Origin of the sequence: Hominifimenecus sp. rT4P-3 (assembly GCF_051055405.1) — a bacterium.
GTDB lineage: Bacteria > Bacillota > Clostridia > Lachnospirales > Lachnospiraceae > Pseudolachnospira.
Map to the genome: position 1 here is coordinate 1,824,176 of NZ_CP167068.1, position 19,638 is coordinate 1,843,813.

General features: G+C 49.0%; 18 protein-coding genes. 2 read left to right on the forward strand and 16 right to left on the reverse strand.

Features of this window, described 5'->3' with window-relative positions:
• Window positions 1-98: 98 nt before the first annotated feature.
• A complete protein-coding gene (locus ACCC71_RS08440) occupies window positions 99-1,604 on the forward strand; it encodes a putative polysaccharide biosynthesis protein (protein ID WP_434309192.1) in 1,506 nt (501 codons plus the stop codon).
• A 125-nt stretch (window positions 1,605-1,729) separates the two neighbouring features.
• On the opposite strand, the gene ACCC71_RS08445 is transcribed toward ACCC71_RS08440, so the two are convergent.
• The 3 genes from ACCC71_RS08445 to ACCC71_RS08455 form a co-directional block, all read right to left on the reverse strand.
• The gene (locus ACCC71_RS08445) at window positions 1,730-2,785 is read right to left on the reverse strand and encodes a zinc-dependent alcohol dehydrogenase (protein WP_434309193.1); all 1,056 of its coding nucleotides are present in this window, start codon (window positions 2,783-2,785) and stop codon (window positions 1,730-1,732) included.
• Window positions 2,786-2,949: 164 nt separating this feature from the next.
• Window positions 2,950-3,855 carry a homoserine O-acetyltransferase MetA gene (metA, locus tag ACCC71_RS08450; protein WP_434309194.1) on the reverse strand — a complete coding sequence of 302 codons (906 nt, stop codon included), beginning with the start codon at window positions 3,853-3,855 and terminating at the stop codon, window positions 2,950-2,952.
• Between the two features lie 4 nt (window positions 3,856-3,859).
• A complete protein-coding gene (locus tag ACCC71_RS08455; protein ID WP_434309195.1) occupies window positions 3,860-4,528 on the reverse strand; it encodes a UDP-N-acetylglucosamine pyrophosphorylase in 669 nt (222 codons plus the stop codon).
• Between the two features lie 214 nt (window positions 4,529-4,742).
• Here ACCC71_RS08455 and ACCC71_RS08460 point away from each other — a divergent pair, with 214 nt between their 5' ends.
• Window positions 4,743-5,273, forward strand: coding sequence for a nitroreductase family protein (locus tag ACCC71_RS08460; RefSeq protein ID WP_434309196.1), 531 nt, complete (start codon window positions 4,743-4,745; stop codon window positions 5,271-5,273).
• Here ACCC71_RS08460 and ACCC71_RS08465 read toward each other — a convergent pair.
• The 13 genes from ACCC71_RS08465 to ACCC71_RS08525 all read right to left on the reverse strand — a co-directional run bounded on the left by ACCC71_RS08465 (window position 5,261) and on the right by ACCC71_RS08525 (window position 19,635).
• Window positions 5,261-7,282 carry a DNA topoisomerase gene (locus ACCC71_RS08465; protein ID WP_434309197.1) on the reverse strand — a complete coding sequence of 674 codons (2,022 nt, stop codon included), beginning with the start codon at window positions 7,280-7,282 and terminating at the stop codon, window positions 5,261-5,263. The two genes, ACCC71_RS08460 and ACCC71_RS08465, sit on opposite strands and share 13 nt — an antisense overlap.
• Complete coding sequence (gene asd, locus ACCC71_RS08470; protein ID WP_434309198.1) at window positions 7,279-8,364, reverse strand: aspartate-semialdehyde dehydrogenase; 1,086 nt, start codon at window positions 8,362-8,364, stop codon at window positions 7,279-7,281. Before asd ends, ACCC71_RS08465 begins: the two co-directional genes overlap by 4 nt.
• Before the next feature lie 89 nt (window positions 8,365-8,453).
• Window positions 8,454-9,020 (reverse strand): ATP-binding cassette domain-containing protein, encoded by a 567-nt coding sequence (locus ACCC71_RS08475; RefSeq protein ID WP_434309199.1) that lies wholly within the window; start codon window positions 9,018-9,020, stop codon window positions 8,454-8,456.
• Window positions 9,021-9,110: 90 nt separating this feature from the next.
• The gene (locus ACCC71_RS08480) at window positions 9,111-9,848 is read right to left on the reverse strand and encodes an ABC transporter permease (RefSeq protein WP_434309200.1); all 738 of its coding nucleotides are present in this window, start codon (window positions 9,846-9,848) and stop codon (window positions 9,111-9,113) included.
• Between the two features lie 9 nt (window positions 9,849-9,857).
• Window positions 9,858-10,967 (reverse strand): ABC transporter substrate-binding protein, encoded by a 1,110-nt coding sequence (locus ACCC71_RS08485; protein WP_434309201.1) that lies wholly within the window; start codon window positions 10,965-10,967, stop codon window positions 9,858-9,860.
• Window positions 10,964-11,248 (reverse strand): TM1266 family iron-only hydrogenase system putative regulator, encoded by a 285-nt coding sequence (locus ACCC71_RS08490; protein ID WP_434309202.1) that lies wholly within the window; start codon window positions 11,246-11,248, stop codon window positions 10,964-10,966. Before ACCC71_RS08490 ends, ACCC71_RS08485 begins: the two co-directional genes overlap by 4 nt.
• Window positions 11,249-11,558: 310 nt before the next feature.
• Complete coding sequence (locus tag ACCC71_RS08495) at window positions 11,559-12,620, reverse strand: AbrB family transcriptional regulator (RefSeq protein ID WP_434309203.1); 1,062 nt, start codon at window positions 12,618-12,620, stop codon at window positions 11,559-11,561.
• Between the two features lie 28 nt (window positions 12,621-12,648).
• Complete coding sequence (locus ACCC71_RS08500) at window positions 12,649-14,067, reverse strand: carboxylesterase/lipase family protein (RefSeq protein ID WP_434309204.1); 1,419 nt, start codon at window positions 14,065-14,067, stop codon at window positions 12,649-12,651.
• Between the two features lie 163 nt (window positions 14,068-14,230).
• A complete protein-coding gene (locus ACCC71_RS08505; protein WP_434309205.1) occupies window positions 14,231-15,829 on the reverse strand; it encodes an ABC transporter substrate-binding protein in 1,599 nt (532 codons plus the stop codon).
• 16 nt (window positions 15,830-15,845) lie between these two features.
• Window positions 15,846-16,796, reverse strand: coding sequence for an ABC transporter ATP-binding protein (locus tag ACCC71_RS08510; RefSeq protein ID WP_434309206.1), 951 nt, complete (start codon window positions 16,794-16,796; stop codon window positions 15,846-15,848).
• Window positions 16,797-16,800: 4 nt separating this feature from the next.
• The gene (locus tag ACCC71_RS08515) at window positions 16,801-17,787 is read right to left on the reverse strand and encodes an ABC transporter ATP-binding protein (protein WP_434309207.1); all 987 of its coding nucleotides are present in this window, start codon (window positions 17,785-17,787) and stop codon (window positions 16,801-16,803) included.
• Window positions 17,788-17,800: 13 nt separating this feature from the next.
• On the reverse strand, window positions 17,801-18,619 hold the full coding sequence (locus ACCC71_RS08520; RefSeq protein ID WP_434311828.1) for an ABC transporter permease: 819 nt from the start codon (window positions 18,617-18,619) through the stop codon (window positions 17,801-17,803).
• 47 nt (window positions 18,620-18,666) lie between these two features.
• The gene (locus ACCC71_RS08525) at window positions 18,667-19,635 is read right to left on the reverse strand and encodes an ABC transporter permease (RefSeq protein ID WP_434309208.1); all 969 of its coding nucleotides are present in this window, start codon (window positions 19,633-19,635) and stop codon (window positions 18,667-18,669) included.
• Window positions 19,636-19,638: the final 3 nt, after the last annotated feature.

Below are 19,638 nucleotides of genomic sequence, written 5' to 3' on the forward strand. Positions count from 1 at the left end.
CACCACTATTTTACTATGAATTTTGCTTATAGGATATCACTTCTATTCTTTTATGTCAAGCCATAAATTATAATAATTTCCATTTCCAGGCGGTGTTTATGAAACGGCAGGCACATCCCATCATTACCGGCACACTGATCTTAACAGCCACTGGCTTTTTATCCCGCATTTTAGGTTTTTTTTACCGCATTTACCTTTCTAATTTGATCGGCGCCGAAGGCATGGGCATTTACCAGCTGATTTCACCGGTCTCCGGCGTTTGTTTTGCCTTATGCTGCGGTCCGATTCAGACCGCAATTTCCCGCTTTGTCGCCCAATCCCTCGCTACAAATCATCTAAAAGACGGGCGCAGCCAATTTACCGCCGGGCTTTTTCTTTCTGAAACCATTGCCTTTTTGCTGGCCGGATTGATCTATTGGAAAGCCAGCTTTTTTGCCGCTGTTCTTCTCGGAGAACCCCGTACAGCAGACTTGCTGCGGCTTTTAGCCCTATCCCTTCCCATTACTGCCGCCCATTCGGCGATCAATGGCTACTACTACGGGAAACAAAAAACCGAAGTACCGTCTCTCAGCCAGCTGGCGGAACAACTGGTCCGTGTCGGAGCAGTATATCTGATCGCCAATCATTACCTTGGGCAAGGGCAAACCCTGACCGTAACCATCGCTGCGTTAGGCTTAATCGTAGGAGAACTGGCTTCTCTCATCGTCTCTGTCCTCGCCATCCGTATCACATTCTTCTATGAAAATAGGATGTATGAATCCGTCGCACCCGTTTCCTCCCTTCCCATTTCAGAGGCTTTCCGAAACATCCTGCTGCTAGCCACGCCGCTGGCCGCGAACCGGCTAATCCTGGGAGTGCTGCAAAGCGTCGAAGCCATTCAGATTCCAAATCGTTTACAGATGAGCGGACTTTCCCCCTCGAACGCCCTTAGCATCTATGGAATCCTGACGGGAATGTCTCTACCGTTTATTCTATTTCCTTCCGCCCTAACCAACTCGGTCGCCGTCATGCTTCTTCCCTCGGTCGCCGAGGCGCAATCGGTCAGCGACACGGGAAAAATTGGACGCACCACGGAACTTTCCATCGGCTACAGCATCTACCTTGGCATTCTTTGCACCGGAATCTTTGTTGCCTGGGGAGAAGAAATGGGAACGCTTCTATTTCAAAACGCCGATGCAGGTACCTATATCACGATTTTAGGCTGGCTTTGTCCCTTTCTTTATCTGGCGACCACCGCTGGCAGCATCCTAAACGGTATGGGAAAAACCGCCGCTACCTTCCTTCAAAACCTGGTCGGGCTTTCGGTTCGTCTGGTCTTTGTTTTTCTATGGATTCCCCAATATGGAATCCTAGCTTACCTTTGGGGAATGCTGGCGTCTCAGCTTCTGGTAGCTGCCCTGCATATTTTCACCTTATACCGGCTCATCCCCTTTTCTTTTTCTACCTTTTACCGAGTACTGCGGCCAATGGCAGCCATAGCCATCGCGGTCCGGCTCACCAAATATTTGATTCCCCTAAGCGGACTGCCCGGTCTGGTCATTGGCTGTGGGGCAATCTGCGTGTTTTATCTTTTGTTTCTACTGGCCACCAAGTGGGCTCGTTAAAAAGGAGTATATCTTTCGATATACTCCCCCATTTCCAGCGAAATGTTTTCTTGAATTTTTTATTATGATTCAGGTGTCACAAGGTCTTTGTGGCACCTGAATCTTATTACAAAATAAAATCCCTTCTACTTTCTTGTCACATCAATTACAATTTTAATCTCGTCATTGTCCGGCGCGCATAAAAGCTCGCACGCGTCCTGTAGGCTGGAAAAAGGCAATACTTTTGTGACAATTTTATCCAATGGAATCTCTTTGTTTTGAATCATCTTCATGGAACGTTCCAGATGTTCCGGTAAAAAGGTTACCTGGGATAAAACGCGCAAACCTTTCTCCAAAATGTCTTCCGGACGAAATTCAATGGTCGGTTTTATATGCCCGGTCAGCACAACCGTTCCATCCATTCGCGCCAACTTCATCGCTTCTAAAAACGGCTCCGGTGCGTCCGTACACAATAAAATCCTGTCTGCTCCACCTCGCTCCTTCGCAAATTGCTGCACAAGAGAGACCGTATTTTCTTCCGTCGCATCAATCGTCAGAGAGGCGCCCAGCTCTTTTGCCAGTTTCAAACGATTCTTTCGGACATCCACACAGATGACATGCTCGACTCCTCTGGCCTTTAAAATCAGCATGGTCATCAACCCCACCGGCCCGCAGCCGTAAATGACGGTGTATTTTTCGTTGGGCAAATATCCTACGTCCGCCATATGAATGCACACGCCCAGCGGCTCAATCAGCGCGCCGTGGATAAAATCAATGGAATCCGGCAGCGGCATCAAGGAAAATTCCGGCATATACGTAAACTCCCGCATTCCACCGTCATATCGTCCAGCCAAAATCGTTGTTCCCGTATTATGCCGATTGGGGCATAAATTGGGCCTTCCATTTTTACAATGCCAGCAGACGCCGCATCGAAGAATGGGGTTGACCCCTACGCGCTGTCCCACTTTCACAGTGGCAACCCCTTCTCCAACTGCATCCACCACGCCGCAAAATTCATGTCCCAATACCAACGGAGGAATCATCCGTTCGTGCATCCGACGAAAGGCCGTCAAATCCGAACCGCAAATAGAAAAAGCCTTTACCGCCAGACGGACCATTCCCGGTTTGGGTTCTTCTTTTTCTACTTCCTCCAGCTGAAAATGTCCCGGCCCCGTATACAGCCATTGGCGAAAAGTCTCCATCCTATGCTTCCTCCTCCGTCAACACAAGAATTTTCCAAATTTACTACACCATTTTACACCATTTTTACACCATTTTGCCATCAAAATTCCTGAATTTACGTGAAAATTTGTAAATTTCGAAATCACCACAAAACCGCATAAAACCTAGATTTTTCAAGGCTTTTCTACAGATAATACGGAGTACTTTGGTATACATAATAGTTGAGCCAATTGGTATAGAGGGTGTTCGCATGAATCCGCCAGGTCAGGGACGGAGTGTTATCCGGATTCCCCTCCGGGTAATAGTTTTCCGGAATTTCCGGGTGAATCCCTGCGGCCAAATCTCGATGATATTCCTTATCCAGCGTCATCCGGTCATACTCCGGATGACCGGTGATAAAGATCTGATTTCCCGCCTTATTTTGAATCAGGTAAGCGCCGGCCTCATAGGATTTCGCCAAAACGACCAGATCTTCCTTTTTCTGAATTTCTTCCAGCGGTACCGTAGTATTTCTGGAATGGGGTACCTTAAAAAAGTCATCGAATCCTCTGGTCAAAGGCATCTCTCTGGTCAATAGATGATGCTTATAGACGCCGGAAAGCTTCTGGGGAAGAAGTTCCTTATTTAGTCCATAGTGATAATAAAGTGCAGCCTGAGCGCCCCAGCAGACATGGATGGTCGAGGTAACGTGGCTCTTGCTCCATTCCATGATTTCGCAAAGCTCTTCCCAGTAATCCACCTGCTCGAAAGGAATCATTTCCACCGGCGCGCCGGTGATAATCATGCCGTCAAACTTCTTTTCTTTCACTTCTGCAAAAGTCACATAAAATTTATTCAGATGAACGGACGAAGTATTTTTAGACTGATGGCTGGACATATGCATCAGGGTAATGTCCACCTGCAAGGGCGTATTGGACAAAGCCCGAAACAGCTGAGTTTCCGTATCCTGTTTGACCGGCATCAAATTTAAAATCAAAATCTGAAGTGGACGGATATCCTGGGCCATGGCCCTATTTTCGTCCATAACAAAAATATTTTCCTTTTCCAGCTCGCCTCTCGCCGGCAGATCATTTTGTATTTTAATCGGCATGACTTTATTCCTCCCGTCTGATTTGAACAATTTCTCCTGCTTTTTTATAGATGGACTTAGCGGGTATCACACCGCGCACCATGGAAAGCGGGTATACGCGGGACCCACGTCCTACGATAACGCCGGGATTCAACACAGAATTGCACCCGATATCCGCCCAGTCTCCCAGCACAGCTCCCATCTTCCGAAGTCCTGTGGCAATCTCCTCACCTTCTCCTCGGATCACCACATTTTTCTTATCCGCCTTGATATTGGAAGTAATCGATCCTGCTCCCATATGGGCATGATATCCCAAAATAGCATCGCCGACATAATTGTAATGGGGCACCTGCACTTCATCAAATAAGATCACATTTTTTAACTCTGTTGAATTTCCGACTACTGTCTTTTCTCCAATCAGAGCGCTGCCGCGGATAAACGCGCAATGGCGTATTTCCGCCCCTTTTCCAACGATTACCGCTTCACCTAGGTAAGCCGTCGGCGCTACCTTGGCGTCTTTCGCCACCCATACATGCTCCGCTACTTCCGTATATTCCTCCTTCGGAAGCTTCGGCCCAAGTTCCAAGATAAAATCTTTGATTTTCCCTAGAGCTTCCCAAGGATATTCCGCCTTCTCTAAGAGAGGCCTTGCCAACGTATGATTTAGGTCAAGTAAATCTCTCGTTTTATCCATATCATCCCTTCTTTTGCCGAAAACTAGGCAGCCCCCGCCTACATCGGCTTCTACAATCCGAATTTTTTCCATCTTACCGCATTTTAAGCAAGATTGCAAGAAAGACTTTCGCTCTGCGAAATTCTCGCGCCGAGCGCGGCCGCCTCAGGAAAGTCCTTGCAGGTAACGCCCACCCCGTGTAAAATGAAAGAAAACGCTATCAGGAGGACTGTTTATGGAATTCATCGATCTATTACTGGCCAGAAGAAGCGTCCGGCAGTATACCGGCGAAAAAATCCCCGCCGAAAAACTAGAAAAAATTTTACAGGCCGGGCTTTTATCCCCTTCCAGCAGAAATCGGAGACCCTGGGAATTTGTGGTGGTGCAGGAAAAGGAAACCCTGCAAAAGCTTTCCCATTGCCGCGTCGGCTCTGCCAAGATGCTGGAACATGCCGGATGCGCGATTCTTGTATTCGCTGATCCTAGAAAAACCGACGTCTGGGAGGAAGACTGCTCCATCGCCATGAGCAACATGCACCTGATGGCGGACAGTTTGGGGCTCGGCAGCTGCTGGATTCAGGGACGCCTCCGGGAAGCGGAAAACGGAAAAACCACAGAAGAATTCTGCCGCGAAGTCCTTTCCGTACCGGACTTCTATGTCTTGGAGGCGATTCTCTCCGTGGGAGTACCCCAGGAACCTTCCACACCTCATCGGTTGGATGAGATCGACCGGGATAGAATCCACCATGAAACCTATTTTTTATAGAAGCCTTCTACCTCTTGGTAAGCCCCGAAGATCTGAGAACTCCGATTGGTCTCAAGAACCGCGGCAGTTCTCCGCTTGATAAAATCTTCCAGTTTTTTCATATATTCGTCTTCGGTGATCGTCCCCTCAGCCACCAGGTTTAAGCCCTTTTCCCAGCTGGCGGTCAGTTCCGGATTTAACAGGGAACGGATGGAACAATTTACCGTATCAAATACCACCTCGCCAAGCAAGGTCGGCGTAATCACCTGTGTTTTCTTCGCCAGCGCCAAGTACTTAATGGTCACCAGCTTTTTCAGGATTTCCGCACGAGTTGCGGAAGTCCCGATCCCGCTGCTTTTAATCTGGGCCCGCAGTTCCTCGTCCTCGATCAGCTGTCCGGCGTTTTCCATCGCCAGGATCATCGAGCCGGAGGTATACCGCTTAGGCGGCGAGGTCTCTCCTTCTTTTACAAACAGCTCGTTTACCGGAAAGATCTCTCCCTTTTTCATCTCGGAAAGAATGCGGAGAAACTCCGGATCATTCTTAATATCCGTGTCTTCTTCGCTTTCCTCTTTCCCCTCCGAATTTTCCTTTTCCCCTTTTTTCTTTGTGTTATAAATTCCGGAAACTTTCATGTACCCTTCGTCGGTTAAAACTCGAAATCCGGCGAAGAAATGCTCGTCCTGCCGCACCAGCTCCAGCTTATATTTCAGATAGACGGCAGGCGGGAAAAAGATACTGAGAAACCGCCTCACCACCATCTCGTAAACCTTGACCGCAGTCGGCGTCAATTTCCCAAGACCGCCCACACCCTGGCCGGTGGGAATAATCGCATAGTGGTCGGTAATCTGCTTATCATTGGTATAACGAGACTTTCCAATCCCCTTGTGAAGTCCCTGCTCCAAAATTTCTTCGGCAAAGCCCCGAACTCCCGGAATCGCCTTTAAGCCAGAAATATTCTTCCCAATCTCCTTTGCGATCGCGGTGGACAGCACGCGGGCGTCGGTACGAGGATATGTCACCAGTTTTTTCTCATAAAGTTCCTGCACAATCTTTAGGGTCTCGTCTGGACTTAGCTTCAGCGCTTTGGAACAGACGTTTTGCAGCTCCGCCAGGTTGAATAAAAGAGGCGGATTTTTTTTCTCCGTCTTCTTCTCGATCTTTTGGAGCGTCATGGTTATTGGTTCCGGCTGAGATAGTTCCGCGATGAGCCCTTCCGCTCTCTCCCGCTCCTTAAATCCATTGTCTTTGTAGAGATAGGGCTTCTGAAAATGGCGGCTATTCTCTACCGCTCTCCACTCCGCCTCAAAAGGATGTCCGCTTGCGTCTATCTTTGCCAGCACCCGGTAAAAGGGGGTTTTGACAAAGTTCCGGATTTCCCGTTCCCGGCGCACTACCATTCCCAGGACGCAGGTCATCACACGGCCTACCGAAAGGACCGTCCGGTCTTTTTTCAAAAAACTGGAAATGGTATTTCCATATTTCACGGTCAGCAACCGGGAAAAATTGATCCCCATCAAATAATCTTCCTTGGCCCGCAGATAGGCGGAGGCAGCCAGATTGTCATAGTCCGCAAGGTCCTTGGCCTCCCGAATTCCACGAAGAATCTCTTCCTCTGTCTGGGAATCGATCCAAACCCGCTTTCGGGCCTTCCCCTTTACCTCCGCCATCTGCTCTACCAGCCGGTAAATATACTCTCCCTCCCGCCCGGAATCCGTACAGACATAAATCGTGTCGATATCTTTCCGATTTAAAAGTCCTTTTACAATCCGGAACTGCTTGCTGACAGAAGCAATCACCTCATACTTAAATTCCTCAGGCAAAAAAGGCAGAGTTTCCAGACTCCACCTTTTCAGCATTGGATCGTAGGCATCGGGATAGCTCATGGTAATCAAGTGGCCGACACACCAGGTAACGACCGCCTCGTCGCTCTCTAAATACCCGTCCTTACGAGCCATATTTAATTTCAGTGCCTTGGCAAACTCCTGCGCAACGCTGGGTTTCTCGGCAATGTATAACTTTTTTGTCATTTTTTCGTGATATATCCCTGTGCTTTTAAAAGCTCCGCAATCAGAACAGCGCCGCCCGCTGCGCCGCGAAGCGTATTGTGTGACAAGCCCACAAATTTATAGTCATAAACAATATCTTCGCGCAGACGTCCGGCAAAAACAGCCATGCCGCCTTCGATATCCCGATCCAATCTTGCCTGCGGACGATCGTCCTCCTCAAAATAGTGGATAAACTGCTTCGGCGCGCTGGGCAGTTCCAGTTCCTGGGGCAGCCCTTTAAAATTCGCCCACCGATCTAAGATCTCTTCCTTCGTCGGCTTCTTCTCAAAGGACATAAACACCGCCGCCGTATGACCGTTGCTGACCGGCACACGCAGGCACTGGGAAGTAATAATCGGAGACTCGGCTTTTACGATCACTCCGTTTTCAATTTTACCCCACAGACGCAGCGGCTCCTGCTCGCTCTTTGCTTCCTCCCCGCCGATATAGGGAATCACATTGTCCACAATCTCCGGCCAATCTTCAAAGGTCTTTCCTGCGCCGGAAATCGCCTGATATGTAGTAGCTACAACTACCTTCGGCTCAAACTCCTTCAGCGCGTGCAGCATCGGCGTATAGCTTTGAATCGAACAGTTCGGCTTCACAACGATGAATCCCTTTTCTGTACCCAGACGCTTTTTCTGGAACGGCAGCACATCCAGATGTCCCGGATTGATCTCCGGCACGACCATCGGTACGTCCGGAGTCCAGCGATGCGCGCTGTTGTTGGAAACAACGGGAGTCTCCGTCTTCGCATAGGCCTCCTCGATGGCGCGGATCTCGTCTTTGGTCATATCCACAGCGCTGAAAACCATATCCACTTCCGCTGCGACGGCTTCCACCTCGTTGACATTCCGCACAATCAACTTTTTCACTTTTTCCGGCATCGGAATATCCAGTTTCCAACGGCCTCCGATCGCTTCCTCGTAAGTCTTTCCTGCGGAACGAGGACTGGCCGCCAGCGACACAATCTCAAACCAGGGATGATCCGCCAGCAGCGTAATAAAACGCTGGCCAACCATACCGGTTGCGCCCAAAATGCCAACTCTTAGTTTCTCACTCATGGTACCCACCTCATTATTTCAAAAAAATTTCTTTCTATGCTATCACATTCCGACAAAAAAAGCAAGCAGAAAAAGCGCCCGCACCCATGCTAAGCTTTCCGTTCCATCAAAAGGATTTTCGCGCCCAGAGCAGCGGCATCTTCCGCCTGATGAGTGACCAGGATCAACAAGCGCTCCCGCCGATGGCGCAGCACAAAGTCAATCACCCGGCCTTTCGTTTCCTCATCCAGCCCGGTAAAAGGTTCATCCATCAAAAGCGCTTCCGCATCCGACGCCACCGCTCTGGCAACGGCAATTCTTCGGCGCATCCCCCCAGAAAGTTCCTGCACCGGCTGATTCAAGCTATCCCTGGGTAGAATCTCCTCTAATAATTCCTCCGCCTGCCGCTTTGCACAGACCAACTGCAGGTTTTGAATTGCGGAAAGCCCTTCGCAGAGGCGATCTTCCTGAAAGACCATGCCAAAACGGATTCCATCCGGAATCAGAATCCGCCCGCTATCCGGCTTTTCCAAACCGCATAACAGCCGCAGCAAGGTAGTTTTCCCCACGCCAGAAGGCCCCATCAAGCACCAGCAGCCTGTTGAAAATTCCCAGGTGAAATTTTTCAGGATCACTTTTCCATCATATTTCTTTTCCAGCTGCTCTATACGAATCATCCCGTATCCTTTCTCCCTTACCGTATCCGCCCTTGTCACAGAAAGTACCTTCAACTGAAAGGTATGCGTTCCCCAAAACAATGCAATCCGTCAAAAAACGATTTTCTGGACCGCAGCCAGCACCAGCTTTTCGCACAGATAGCTTAAAATCAGAACCACCGCCGTCCATGCAAACAAGTCCGCCGTTTCCAGATAAATCTTCGCCTGATAAAGCTGCTCTCCGATAGAAAAAGCAGGAACGCCGATCACTTCCGCCGCCACGCCTGCTTTCCAGCTCATCCCCACCGCCAACCGGCACGCATTTACCAAAAAAGGGGCTGATGCCGGACGGTAAAAATACCAAAACCGTTTCCACCCCCGAATCCGGAAGACGTTCGCCATCTCGATCAGCTGCCAGTCCGTATTTTTTAGCCCTGCCTGAACATTCAGCGCAATGACCGGAAAGGCCACCACAAAGACAACCAAAACCGACAGTTCCGAGGAACCGATCCAGATCAAAGCCAGGATGACGAAGGATGCTACCGGCACTGTTTTCAACAGAGAAATCATCGGCGACAACAGTTCTCCCAAAAAAGGAAACCGGTAAGACAGACCTCCGATCAGGCTCCCTCCCACCATCGCCAGCAAAAATCCACCGCCAATCTTTGCCAAGGAAAGGAAAATCGTTTTCCAGAACTCCAACGTTGGCAGCAGCCGAACGAGGGATTCTATCACCTGGATGGGACCGGCAAAAATCAGGGAATTCGCAATCAAAAGGCTGGCCGCCTGCCAGACAGCCAGCCAAAATAGCAGGATGAAAATTTTTTTCAGGCTTTTCTTCATCCACATTCCTTTCTCTTACCGAAGACCTGACGCATACATTTCCGTGCTGGGCGCTTCGCCGCCAACCGCCGCCGGATTTTCTTCATAGAGGGCTTGTAAATAACCTGCCAGCGCCTGAATCATATCCATGCCGTCCAGATAGGTGATACCGCACTTCGGAATGGCTTTCTCTGCCACTGGCGCTTTTGCCACAATGCCGAGGGCTGCGATCATCTCAGCCGCCTCCGCCGGATTTTCATTGGTATAAGCCGCGGACTTCTCGTGCTCCTCCATAAAACGAATCACAACGTCCGGATGTTCTTCCAAAAACGCGTTGCGTACAATCGTAACGCCAGTTACCAGAGAACTCGGCATTTCACTCTCTTTCTGAGCTGTTTCCCACTCTTTTCCCAAATCCAAAACCACGTTCAGGCCTTCCGTCTGGGAACAAGCAACCGTCACAAAAGGCTGAGGAAGCAATCCGATAGCGGAATCATCCTGAGCCAACATGGATACTACCTCGGTGGCTTCCGACTTATATTCCATTTTAACATCCTCGACGCTAAGGCCATTGGCTTTCAGCAAGTACTGGAACACATAGTCCGGCGTGGTTCCTTTTCCTGTCAGATAAATGGTCTTTCCTTTTAAATCCTGGATGGACTGGATAGAATTATCTTTTGCCACCACATAAAGCACGCTAAGGGTGTTAATATCAATCACCGAAATATTCGTGTTTTTATTGTACAAAATCGCCGCTATGTTGGCCGGTACCAGGGCAATATCCAAATCTCCCTTTACGATCGCGGCCGTCAGCGCATCCGCGGCGGTCTCCATCTGGAAATACATATCCGGGTTGTTCTGCATCATAGAAACCAGCCCCATGGAGGTGGGTCCTTTCAAGGAACCAATGCGTACAACGGCATCTTCCGGAGCAATGGCCGCCGCTGTAGTTTCTGCCGCAGTCGTCGCTTCCGTAGCTGCTGCCGTCGTAGTCTCCGCCGCTGTGGTAGTTGCTTCCGTGGTGACAGCCGTTGTTGTTTTCGAGCCTGTCTCCGCCGCTCCAGTCGCCTCTTTGCCGCTGCCGCAGCCGGTAAGGAGACCTGCCGCCATGGTCAATGCCAGGCAAAATGCTACTGCTTTTTTCATTTCGTATCCTCCTCGTCATCTACTGCGCACTGAAAATGTCTGGCGGAATAAATGGTTTTGGTCTGTACCCCTGGCAACATGCCGATTTTTCCAGACAAAGCGCTGATCACCGGCGCCGGCGCTTCTACCGCTACGCTGATAATCGAGACGCCCCTTTCCCGATGGGGAATCCCCATCCGGCCCAATATGTAATCTCCATACTGGTGTAGAATCTCATTTAGCTTTCCTGTCGAAGACAATTCTTCCACCATAATCCCAACCAATGCGATTCTTGTCTCCATCGCTTCCTCCTTTCGCGCTCGTGTGCATCTTTAGCGGAGCGCTTTTTTATTCTATAGGAAATGGGGGCGGAATTTCCTATAGAATAAAAAAGCCGTTACCGGAAACCCCGGCGCTCCAAAAGGAGACAGCCAGGTCGTCCCAGCAACGGCCTCTGTCTATGCTGCTTTTGTTTCCGCCTTTTCTCTCAGGACGAACCTTCGAGGGTCAGTACGCTAATTGTCACGTCCATATATTTTGGACTGCTGACAAAAGTATAACAAACTTTTCTTTCGATTGCAAGTATTTCCTAGCGTTTTCCCAAAAGCTGCACTAAACAAACCAATTCTGTACTACCACTATTACTGTTGGATAAAGAGAAATCACCATCAATAAACGCAGGATATGAATGGCAGTCACCACGGCAGTATCGGCTCCCACGTCGGCGGATACCATAATCATATCGCTCAAACCACCAGGCGCACAGGCATACATTGCCGTCTTAATATCCACTTTGGAAATTTTTACCATTGCCATTCCCATAAATAGATTTGTTGCCACCATCATAAACAGCATTCCAATTGCTGGTATCAAAATCAAACGCATCTCCTGCATTTCCGCCAAGCCAACGCCTGACCCCACATAAGCCCCTGCCAAAGTCTGGACGACGAACACAAAAGCCGAAGGTAAAGAGATCGTGTACCCCAAAGTCGCCAGTATGCACGTAGAAAGCATCGGACCCACCATGGTAGCTGCCGGAACGCCGATCCACACAAACAATTTTGCTGCGCAAAACGCGCAGACCAGAATCAAAAGGAAACGCTGAGGGCTGCTGTTTTCCGCCGTCTTTGCCACCTTTCTTCCTTTCGTGCCTTTCCCTGCCCTTGGATCAATCGTCTCACCGCCAACTTTTTTGCAAACATACCGGATAATAAAAGGGAGTCCAGCAACCGCAAAAGTAAAACGCATCACCTGCATAGCCGCTACCTTGGCGGGATCTCCTCCCACATCCATAGCCAAAAGCGTCATTTCTTGCGTTCCGCCCGGAGCTGTTCCCAAAAAGCAGGTAGCAAAGTCTAACGATGTTGTCTGTGCCAAAACAAATCCGATAAACATGCCAAAAGTAAGCATCCCAATCAGCGCAACCAACGCTCCCCAGACAGAATGGCGCAGCGCCTTCAGATCCTGTAGACGAATTCCCGATCCAATATAAATACCGGCCAATAGACGGACATAAAAGGAAAGCTCCGAGGGAAAAAATCCTCGATCCGTAAAGGCATTCAAAAGCATTACGGCTAAAATGCCTCCGATCATTCCCGGCGCTGGAAAATGCAACTTTTTTGCAATCACAGCGCCTATCGCCGCTACTAGTATGGTTGCTGTAAAATTAATCATAATCTACTCCATTTTTCCATCTATACGCTTACTGCAGCGCATAAGGGATCTCATTTCGCCGAAGCTGCTCCACCTTTCTCTTTTGTTCATCGGTCAACGCTAACGCCTCCATGTGGCGTTGTTCTGCAATCATCAGCATTTCCCGCTTTTCTTCCGTATAAGGGGACCACTCAGCAAAACCTTCCCCATTGGGATTCCCGCATTTTGCAAAATTTGCCCACCGTTCCGCCAACTCATTGGACAACTCAAAATCAAATCCATTGTATGGCCTTTGGGAACGAACCAATGTCTGGAAAACATAATGGTGTTCCACCGAATGGTGAGCCGATTCCGCTCCCGGAGGAACATAGGTAAAATGATATAGGTAACTTGGCTTTCTCCCCAATTGAAGTTCATTTTCAGCCCATGCCAAATTTGCCACCATGGTCCGCTCTCCCTCTCCCTGTGTAGAGCCCAACAGATAATCGATTTCCGGGTGCTTCCCTTCTATAAATTGCTGGAGGGGGGACTGAGGCAGCACAAAGCCGTCCACATTGGGCGTAAAGCGCGGATACACTTTACCACCAATTCCGATTTTCTCCATGGACTCATCCACCAGCGGAATCGCAGCAAACGCTTCATAGCCGTTCTGCAGTTCCTCCGCCGACGCAGCACGCGCCTCCGCCAAGGAGGAATAGCCCATATACTGGAAAAATCGCTGTCCCAATTCCTGTGAGCGCTCCGGTGAAGTTCCCCAATAGGAGAACACCGGCCGAAATCCGCCGCCGGACTGCATAATCGCTCTCTGGAATAAACCTTTTGACAAAGGAGAGGCGCACATGTATTCCGTACCGGCAGCCCCGCCGGACTGACCCGACAAAGTAATGCATTCCGGATCGCCGCCAAAAGCAGCAATGTTTCGTTTTACCCACTGAATCGCCGCAAGCTGATCGCGAAGCCCATAGGCCCCGGAACCCTCTCCAGATTCCGCGGAAAGTTCCGGATGCGCCAAAAAGCCAAAAACAGCTAATCGATAGGCAATCGTGACAAAAATCACATTTCTCTTTGCATATGCCTCTCCGTCATACGCATTGAGATAACTATATCCCGAATTGTATCCGCCGCCATGGATATAAACTACAACGGGAAGCTTATCCTCCGGAGTTTTCGCCGGAGTCCAGACATTTAAATAAAGGCAATCCTCGCTGCGCTGATAATTTCCCACATAAAATTCGCTTCCAATGATTCCTCCGCCTTCCGATACGCGCCCGCTCTGCATGCCTATATTGGCAAATTTGTAGCACTGACGCACCCCTTCCCAGGGCTCCGCCGGTTTTGGCGCTCTCCAGCGAAGCTCCCCAACGGGGGGCGCCGCAAAGGGAATCCCCCGAAATATACTGACCGCCTGATTTGCCGCCGGCAAACCCTCTACCCATCCGGTCTCTGTTTTTGCAACTAATAATGCCATAAAATACCTCCTTCTTCTATCTCAAAACAAGCGTTTTTCCTTCTATTTCAGGAAAAAAGCGTTAAAAAATAAAGGCCACCATGAAAAGAGTATCACGGTGGCCTCTCATACCACTCGGTTTAAAACGTGCTTACAAGCTTATACAGATAGCTGCCGAATCCTGCTATTTTTTAAACTCTTCGGTGTATACAAAGCCTCCCGGCTTTACTGTGGAACGATTTACCGTAAAGTTTTCAATTCCCTTTTTGTAAGCATAGTACTCTTTCATGTTTACCATGCAGTACATCGGAATCAAATCTTCCTCAAACATCTTCAGCAGTTTTTCCAATACTTCGGGATCTCCATACTTCACGCCCTCTTCCACCAACGCCTGCATCTCCTCATTGTGGATAAACGTCCGATCGCCGGAACGGTTGTCAAACTGATTGTTAAACAAAATCATAATCGTACCGTCCGCTTTAAAGTTGTTGATCAGAATATCCCAACCGCCTTTTTCATCCAGAAGCGTTGTCTGGAATACCGCGCTCTCATAGGAAACAATATTCATGGTAATTCCCACTTCCGCCAGACACGACTGAACGACCAATACTGCCGCGTTTCGCTGTGCATCTTCATCTACAATCAAATTAATCGTGACACCGTCTGCATATCCGGCTGCAGCCAAATATTCTTTTGCCTTCTCTACATCGTGGGCATACAAAACTCCATCCTGTTTCAAAGACTCCGACCACTCATCATTATCCGGAGTAATCGTACTATACGCCGGTTCTCCATAGCCGCGATAGCCAACCGCCGCCACAGCCTCCGTATCGATCGCATAACAAATTGCTTTTCTCAGATTTGCGTCCTGACACACGGAATTTTCAGAGCAGTTAAAATACAATGCTGCAGTTCGAGTTGTCGAAGCGGAATCCAGAACAAAGCCTTCATTCGCCTCTAAACGCTCCAAGTCGCTGCTGGGAACGTCGTATAGGAAATCCACTCCGCCAGTCTCCAACTCAATGGTTCTCTGGGTAGCTTCTGTAATCACCCGATATACGATCGTATCTACATTCTGCTCTCCTTCATCCCAGTAACCATCGAACTTTTCAAAGGTCAGGCTGCTGCCCAATACCCAATCCGTCAATTGATAAGGGCCCGTTCCAATGGGTTTTCCCGTCATTTGATCCGGATCCGCTTCATAAGCGGCTTTGCTGGTAATAGCAACGCGGACTAAATCATTCATATAAAAGATACTCGGCCCGGAATACGCCAGAACAAGCGTGTAATCATCTTTTATTTCACACTGATCGAACAAAATATTTTTTACATTTCGGGCAAATCCAGGGGAATCTTTGGCGGACTCAAGACTAAATAAGCAATCTTCCGCTTTCATTTCATCCCCGTTGTGAAATTTGACGCCTTTCCGAAGATTCAGCTGCAAATGGGTCTCATCCAGCCAATCCCAGCTCTCCGCCAAACAGGGAACGATCTCTGCTCCTACCGGTTTCGCCAAGGTTTCATAGCATACCTCCCGGACACGCAGCATGGAAACCGAATTTTGGTTCCAGGGATTCATATCGCCGGGATCCGCTGTGATTTCCACAATAATTTTATCCGCTGCAACAGAATCTACTTTCTCCGGCGTCGCTCCCTCTGTGGTCTTAGGATCGCCACTTTCTGTCTTACCTACCGTCTCTTTCGTGTCTCCTCCGCAGGAGACAAGGGACACTGCCATGCTGGCCGCCAAAAGACATGCCAACGCTTTTTTCATCCATTTCATAATTTATCCTCCTTTTTTATTCCAACATTTCATGAACTCGTCCGCAAGCCACGAAATGTTGATTCTCTACCTCTGCCAATACCTGGGGCTGATGACACGCTTCCACCGCATGGGGACAACGAGCCGCAAATCGGCAGCCTGGTTTGGGATCCACCGGTGAAGTAACTTCCCCTTTCAGCAGGATCCGTTCACGCTTTGCTGTAATGTCCGGAATCGGAATCGCAGAAAGCAATGCTTTTGTGTAAGGATGCATAGGACGCACAAACAGTTCCTTGGCCGGGCTTTTCTCCACCACTTGCCCCAAATACATCACACAAATTTCATCAGAAATATAACGAACGACGGAAAGATCGTGAGTAATAAAAATATAGGTCAACTTTCTTTCCTCTTGAAGATCCTGCATCAAATTCAAAATTTGCGCCTGGATCGAGACATCCAGCGCGGATACTGGTTCGTCGCAGACAATCAGCTTGGGATTTAGCGCCAGCGCTCTGGCAATTCCAATCCTCTGCCTTCGTCCTCCGTCCAGTTCATGAGGATAAGAATTTCTTAGCCTTTCAGCCAATCCGACCGTTTCCATCAGTCGTTCCGTCCGGCTTTCCACTTCTTCTTTCGTATAACGTTTGGAAAGCTTCAAAGGTTCCCGAATGGTTTCACTGACCGTCATTCTTGGATCCAGGGAAGAAAAGGGATCCTGGAAAATAATCTGCATATTTTCTCTAGCCTCACGCAAAGTTTTTCCTTTGGCATGAGTGATATCGTTTCCTTCAAACAAGATCTTTCCATCCGTGCTATCAATTAACTGCAGAATCGTTCTCCCCAGCGTCGATTTTCCACAACCAGATTCTCCGACTACCCCCAATGTTTTTCCTGCTTCCAGGCGAAAGCTAACGTCGTCCACCGCGTGCAGAAGTCCTCGCGGCGTCTCAAAATATTTTTTTAAGTGCTGGATTTCCAAAATAGCCAATGTATCATCCCTCCTTCTTTCCACACCGGTTACAACGCACTCGATGTCCTGGAGAAACCTCCATGTCTAAGATCTGCTCCTTTTTACAGGCATCCGTGGCATAGGGACAACGGGGCGCAAACTTACATCCCTCCGGCAGCGCCGCCGGATTCGGCGTCATTCCCGGAATGGGATGCAGGCGCTTTTCCTCCCCAGTCAAACTGGGAAGAGAGCCAAACAGGCCTTCCGTATAGGGATGGCGGGCATCCTGAAAAATATCCCAGGCGGTTCCCATCTCCACAATTTCTCCCGCATACACAATGGCCACCCGATCACAGACTTCTGCGACGATCCCCAAATCATGGGTAATCATAATCATGGACGTCTGCAGTTCTTTTTTCAATTTCTGCATCATATCCAGCACCTGCGCCTGAATCGTAACATCCAAAGCCGTCGTCGGCTCGTCGGCCAACAACAACTGCGGATTGCAGGCCAGGGCCATCGCAATAACAACTCTCTGCTTCATTCCTCCGGAAAACTGATGCGGGTATTCCGAAAAACGGTCTTCCGGAATTCCAACCATCTCCAGCATCTTCCTTGCCATTTCTCCCGCTTTGCGGCGCGATACTTTTTCATGAAGCTTGATTACCTCCGCGATCTGCTCGCCAACGGTAAATATAGGATTCAACGCTGTCATGGGATCCTGGAAAATCATAGAAATCTGTTTTCCACGGATTTTTCGCATGGCGGGCTCTGACAAAGCGAAAAGGTTCTTCCCGTCCAGATAAATCTCTCCGCCTTTTACTTTCGCCGGCGGATCGGGTAAGATTTTCAAAATAGAGCGGGCAATTGTTGTTTTTCCTGCTCCCGTCTCGCCAACTAATCCCAGGGTTTCTCCCTTATTCAAGGTAAAAGAAACACCATTGACTGCCTGAACGATTTCACCTCCCGCATGGTATTCCACAGCGAGATCTTTCACTTCCAGCAAAGGCCATTCTTTCTCTGTCTTCATACCGCTCTCCTCCTTACTTCTTTAAACGGGGATCCAACGCATCACGAAGACCGTCGCCCAAAAGATTTAACGATAAAGTGGTCAGCATAATCGCCACTCCCGGAAAAGTTACCATCCACCAACAGTCCCGAATATAGCTCCTGCCAGACGACAGGATTGCTCCCCACTCCGGCTCCGGCGGCTGCACGCCCAATCCGATGAAACTAAGAGACGCCGCTACCAGAATCGCCGTGGCTACTCCCATAGTCGCTAAAACAATAATCGGAGACATGGCATTGGGCAATACATGGCGGACAATAATAAACCAATCTTTTGCATTAATGGATTTCGCCGCTTCAATATAATCGGTTCCCAAGACGTTTAGGAAAGAAGCTCTGGTCATTCGTGCAAAGCCTGGAATTCGCGCAATGGCAATCGCAATAATACATTTTGAAAAACCAGGCCCCAAGGCGGCAGAAATCGCAATGGCCAAAAGCATACTAGGAATCGCCTGGAAAATATCGGTTATACGCATCAAGATCATATCCAGCTTTCCACCGTAATAGCCGGCCAAAGAGCCCAGCGCAATTCCGATGACAGCTGCGGAGCCAACGGAAGCAATTCCAATGGTGAGAGAATAGCGTGCTCCATACAACAAACGGCTAAAAATATCCCGCCCCAAATCATCGGTTCCCAGCCAGTGTTCCTTGCTGGGAGCAGAAAAGGCGGCTGCCCAATCCTGCGTCTCATAAGAATATTTCGTGAGCAAGGGAGCAAAAACAGCGGCTAAAGTAATTACAATCAAAATTACCAATCCCACCATTGCCAGGCGGTTTCGGGAAAGCCGCTTCATGGTAATAACAAAACCGCTTTCTTTCTTCTTTTTTGTCTGTTTTTCGTTTACTTTTTCCACAGCGCTATCCTCCTGTTCCTCTTTTTCCCTTGATATCTGGCTTTGATTCGCGGATCTACAAAAGCGTATAGGATATCAATCAGAAGCATGATTACGCCAAATACCAACGCCACATAAAGAACGCTTCCCTGTACAGCCGGATAGTCCCGATTCTTAATTGCCGAAATCATATAGCTGCCCAATCCTGGTAAAGAGAATACGGATTCCGCGACGATCGCGCCGCAAAGCTGGAATCCCAACATTGTGCCGACCTGCGTAATTACCGGAATCAATGCGTTTCGCAAGGCGTGCACATAAATAACCTTTTGCTCTGCAACCCCCTTTGCCCGCGCCGTTACAATATAATCCTGACGGATAACTTCCAGCATACTGGATCTGGTCTGCCTAGCAATGGAGCCTACGCCATTCAGCCCAATTGCCACACAGGGCAAAATCAACTGAATGGGATCCCCATACCCGGAGGCGGGAAGCCATCGCAGATTCAATGCAAAAATCAATGAAAGCAATAACCCCACCCAGAACCCTGGCATAGATACCACAATCAAAGACGACAGCATACACGCATTGTCCCGCCAACTGTATTGGTGAACGGCAGCGGAAATCCCCAGCGGCATCCCAAGCAACAGCGCCAGCATAACGCTCAAAACAGCCACCTGCATGGTTACCGGAAATCTCGTTACAATTTCACTGGATACGCTCCTTTTATTGATATAGGAAGTGCCCAGATCAAAGTCGAAAAAGACCTGCTTGATATAGCGCCCCAGACGAGTAACGTAAGAATCGTTCAAGCCCAAGTCCTCTCGCAATTCATAGACCTCTTCATCCGAAGCCTCTCCGCCCAAGATAATCCGAGCGGGATCTCCATCGGCAAAATAGAGCATCGTAAAAATCAATATTGTCACTCCCAATGCCACCGGTATCATTGCAAGAATTCTTTTTATTACATACCTAGTCATCTT

Excerpts from the sequence above, each read along its gene's own strand:
- asd (WP_434309198.1), bottom strand. The coding sequence starts at position 8,364 with ATGAGTGAGAAACTAAGAGTTGGCATTTTGGGCGCAACCGGTATGGTT.
- ACCC71_RS08505 (WP_434309205.1), bottom strand. The coding sequence starts at position 15,829 with ATGAAATGGATGAAAAAAGCGTTGGCATGTCTTTTGGCGGCCAGCATG.
- ACCC71_RS08445 (WP_434309193.1), bottom strand. The coding sequence starts at position 2,785 with ATGGAGACTTTTCGCCAATGGCTGTATACGGGGCCGGGACATTTTCAG.
- ACCC71_RS08460 (WP_434309196.1), top strand. The coding sequence starts at position 4,743 with ATGGAATTCATCGATCTATTACTGGCCAGAAGAAGCGTCCGGCAGTAT.
- ACCC71_RS08500 (WP_434309204.1), bottom strand. The coding sequence starts at position 14,067 with ATGGCATTATTAGTTGCAAAAACAGAGACCGGATGGGTAGAGGGTTTG.
- ACCC71_RS08515 (WP_434309207.1), bottom strand. The coding sequence starts at position 17,787 with ATGAAGACAGAGAAAGAATGGCCTTTGCTGGAAGTGAAAGATCTCGCT.
- ACCC71_RS08475 (WP_434309199.1), bottom strand. The coding sequence starts at position 9,020 with ATGATTCGTATAGAGCAGCTGGAAAAGAAATATGATGGAAAAGTGATC.
- ACCC71_RS08465 (WP_434309197.1), bottom strand. The coding sequence starts at position 7,282 with ATGACAAAAAAGTTATACATTGCCGAGAAACCCAGCGTTGCGCAGGAG.
- ACCC71_RS08520 (WP_434311828.1), bottom strand. The coding sequence starts at position 18,619 with ATGAAGCGGCTTTCCCGAAACCGCCTGGCAATGGTGGGATTGGTAATT.
- ACCC71_RS08525 (WP_434309208.1), bottom strand. The coding sequence starts at position 19,635 with ATGACTAGGTATGTAATAAAAAGAATTCTTGCAATGATACCGGTGGCA.
- ACCC71_RS08440 (WP_434309192.1), top strand. The coding sequence starts at position 99 with ATGAAACGGCAGGCACATCCCATCATTACCGGCACACTGATCTTAACA.
- ACCC71_RS08485 (WP_434309201.1), bottom strand. The coding sequence starts at position 10,967 with ATGAAAAAAGCAGTAGCATTTTGCCTGGCATTGACCATGGCGGCAGGT.
- metA (WP_434309194.1), bottom strand. The coding sequence starts at position 3,855 with ATGCCGATTAAAATACAAAATGATCTGCCGGCGAGAGGCGAGCTGGAA.
- ACCC71_RS08455 (WP_434309195.1), bottom strand. The coding sequence starts at position 4,528 with ATGGATAAAACGAGAGATTTACTTGACCTAAATCATACGTTGGCAAGG.
- ACCC71_RS08490 (WP_434309202.1), bottom strand. The coding sequence starts at position 11,248 with ATGGAGACAAGAATCGCATTGGTTGGGATTATGGTGGAAGAATTGTCT.
- ACCC71_RS08495 (WP_434309203.1), bottom strand. The coding sequence starts at position 12,620 with ATGATTAATTTTACAGCAACCATACTAGTAGCGGCGATAGGCGCTGTG.
- ACCC71_RS08480 (WP_434309200.1), bottom strand. The coding sequence starts at position 9,848 with ATGTGGATGAAGAAAAGCCTGAAAAAAATTTTCATCCTGCTATTTTGG.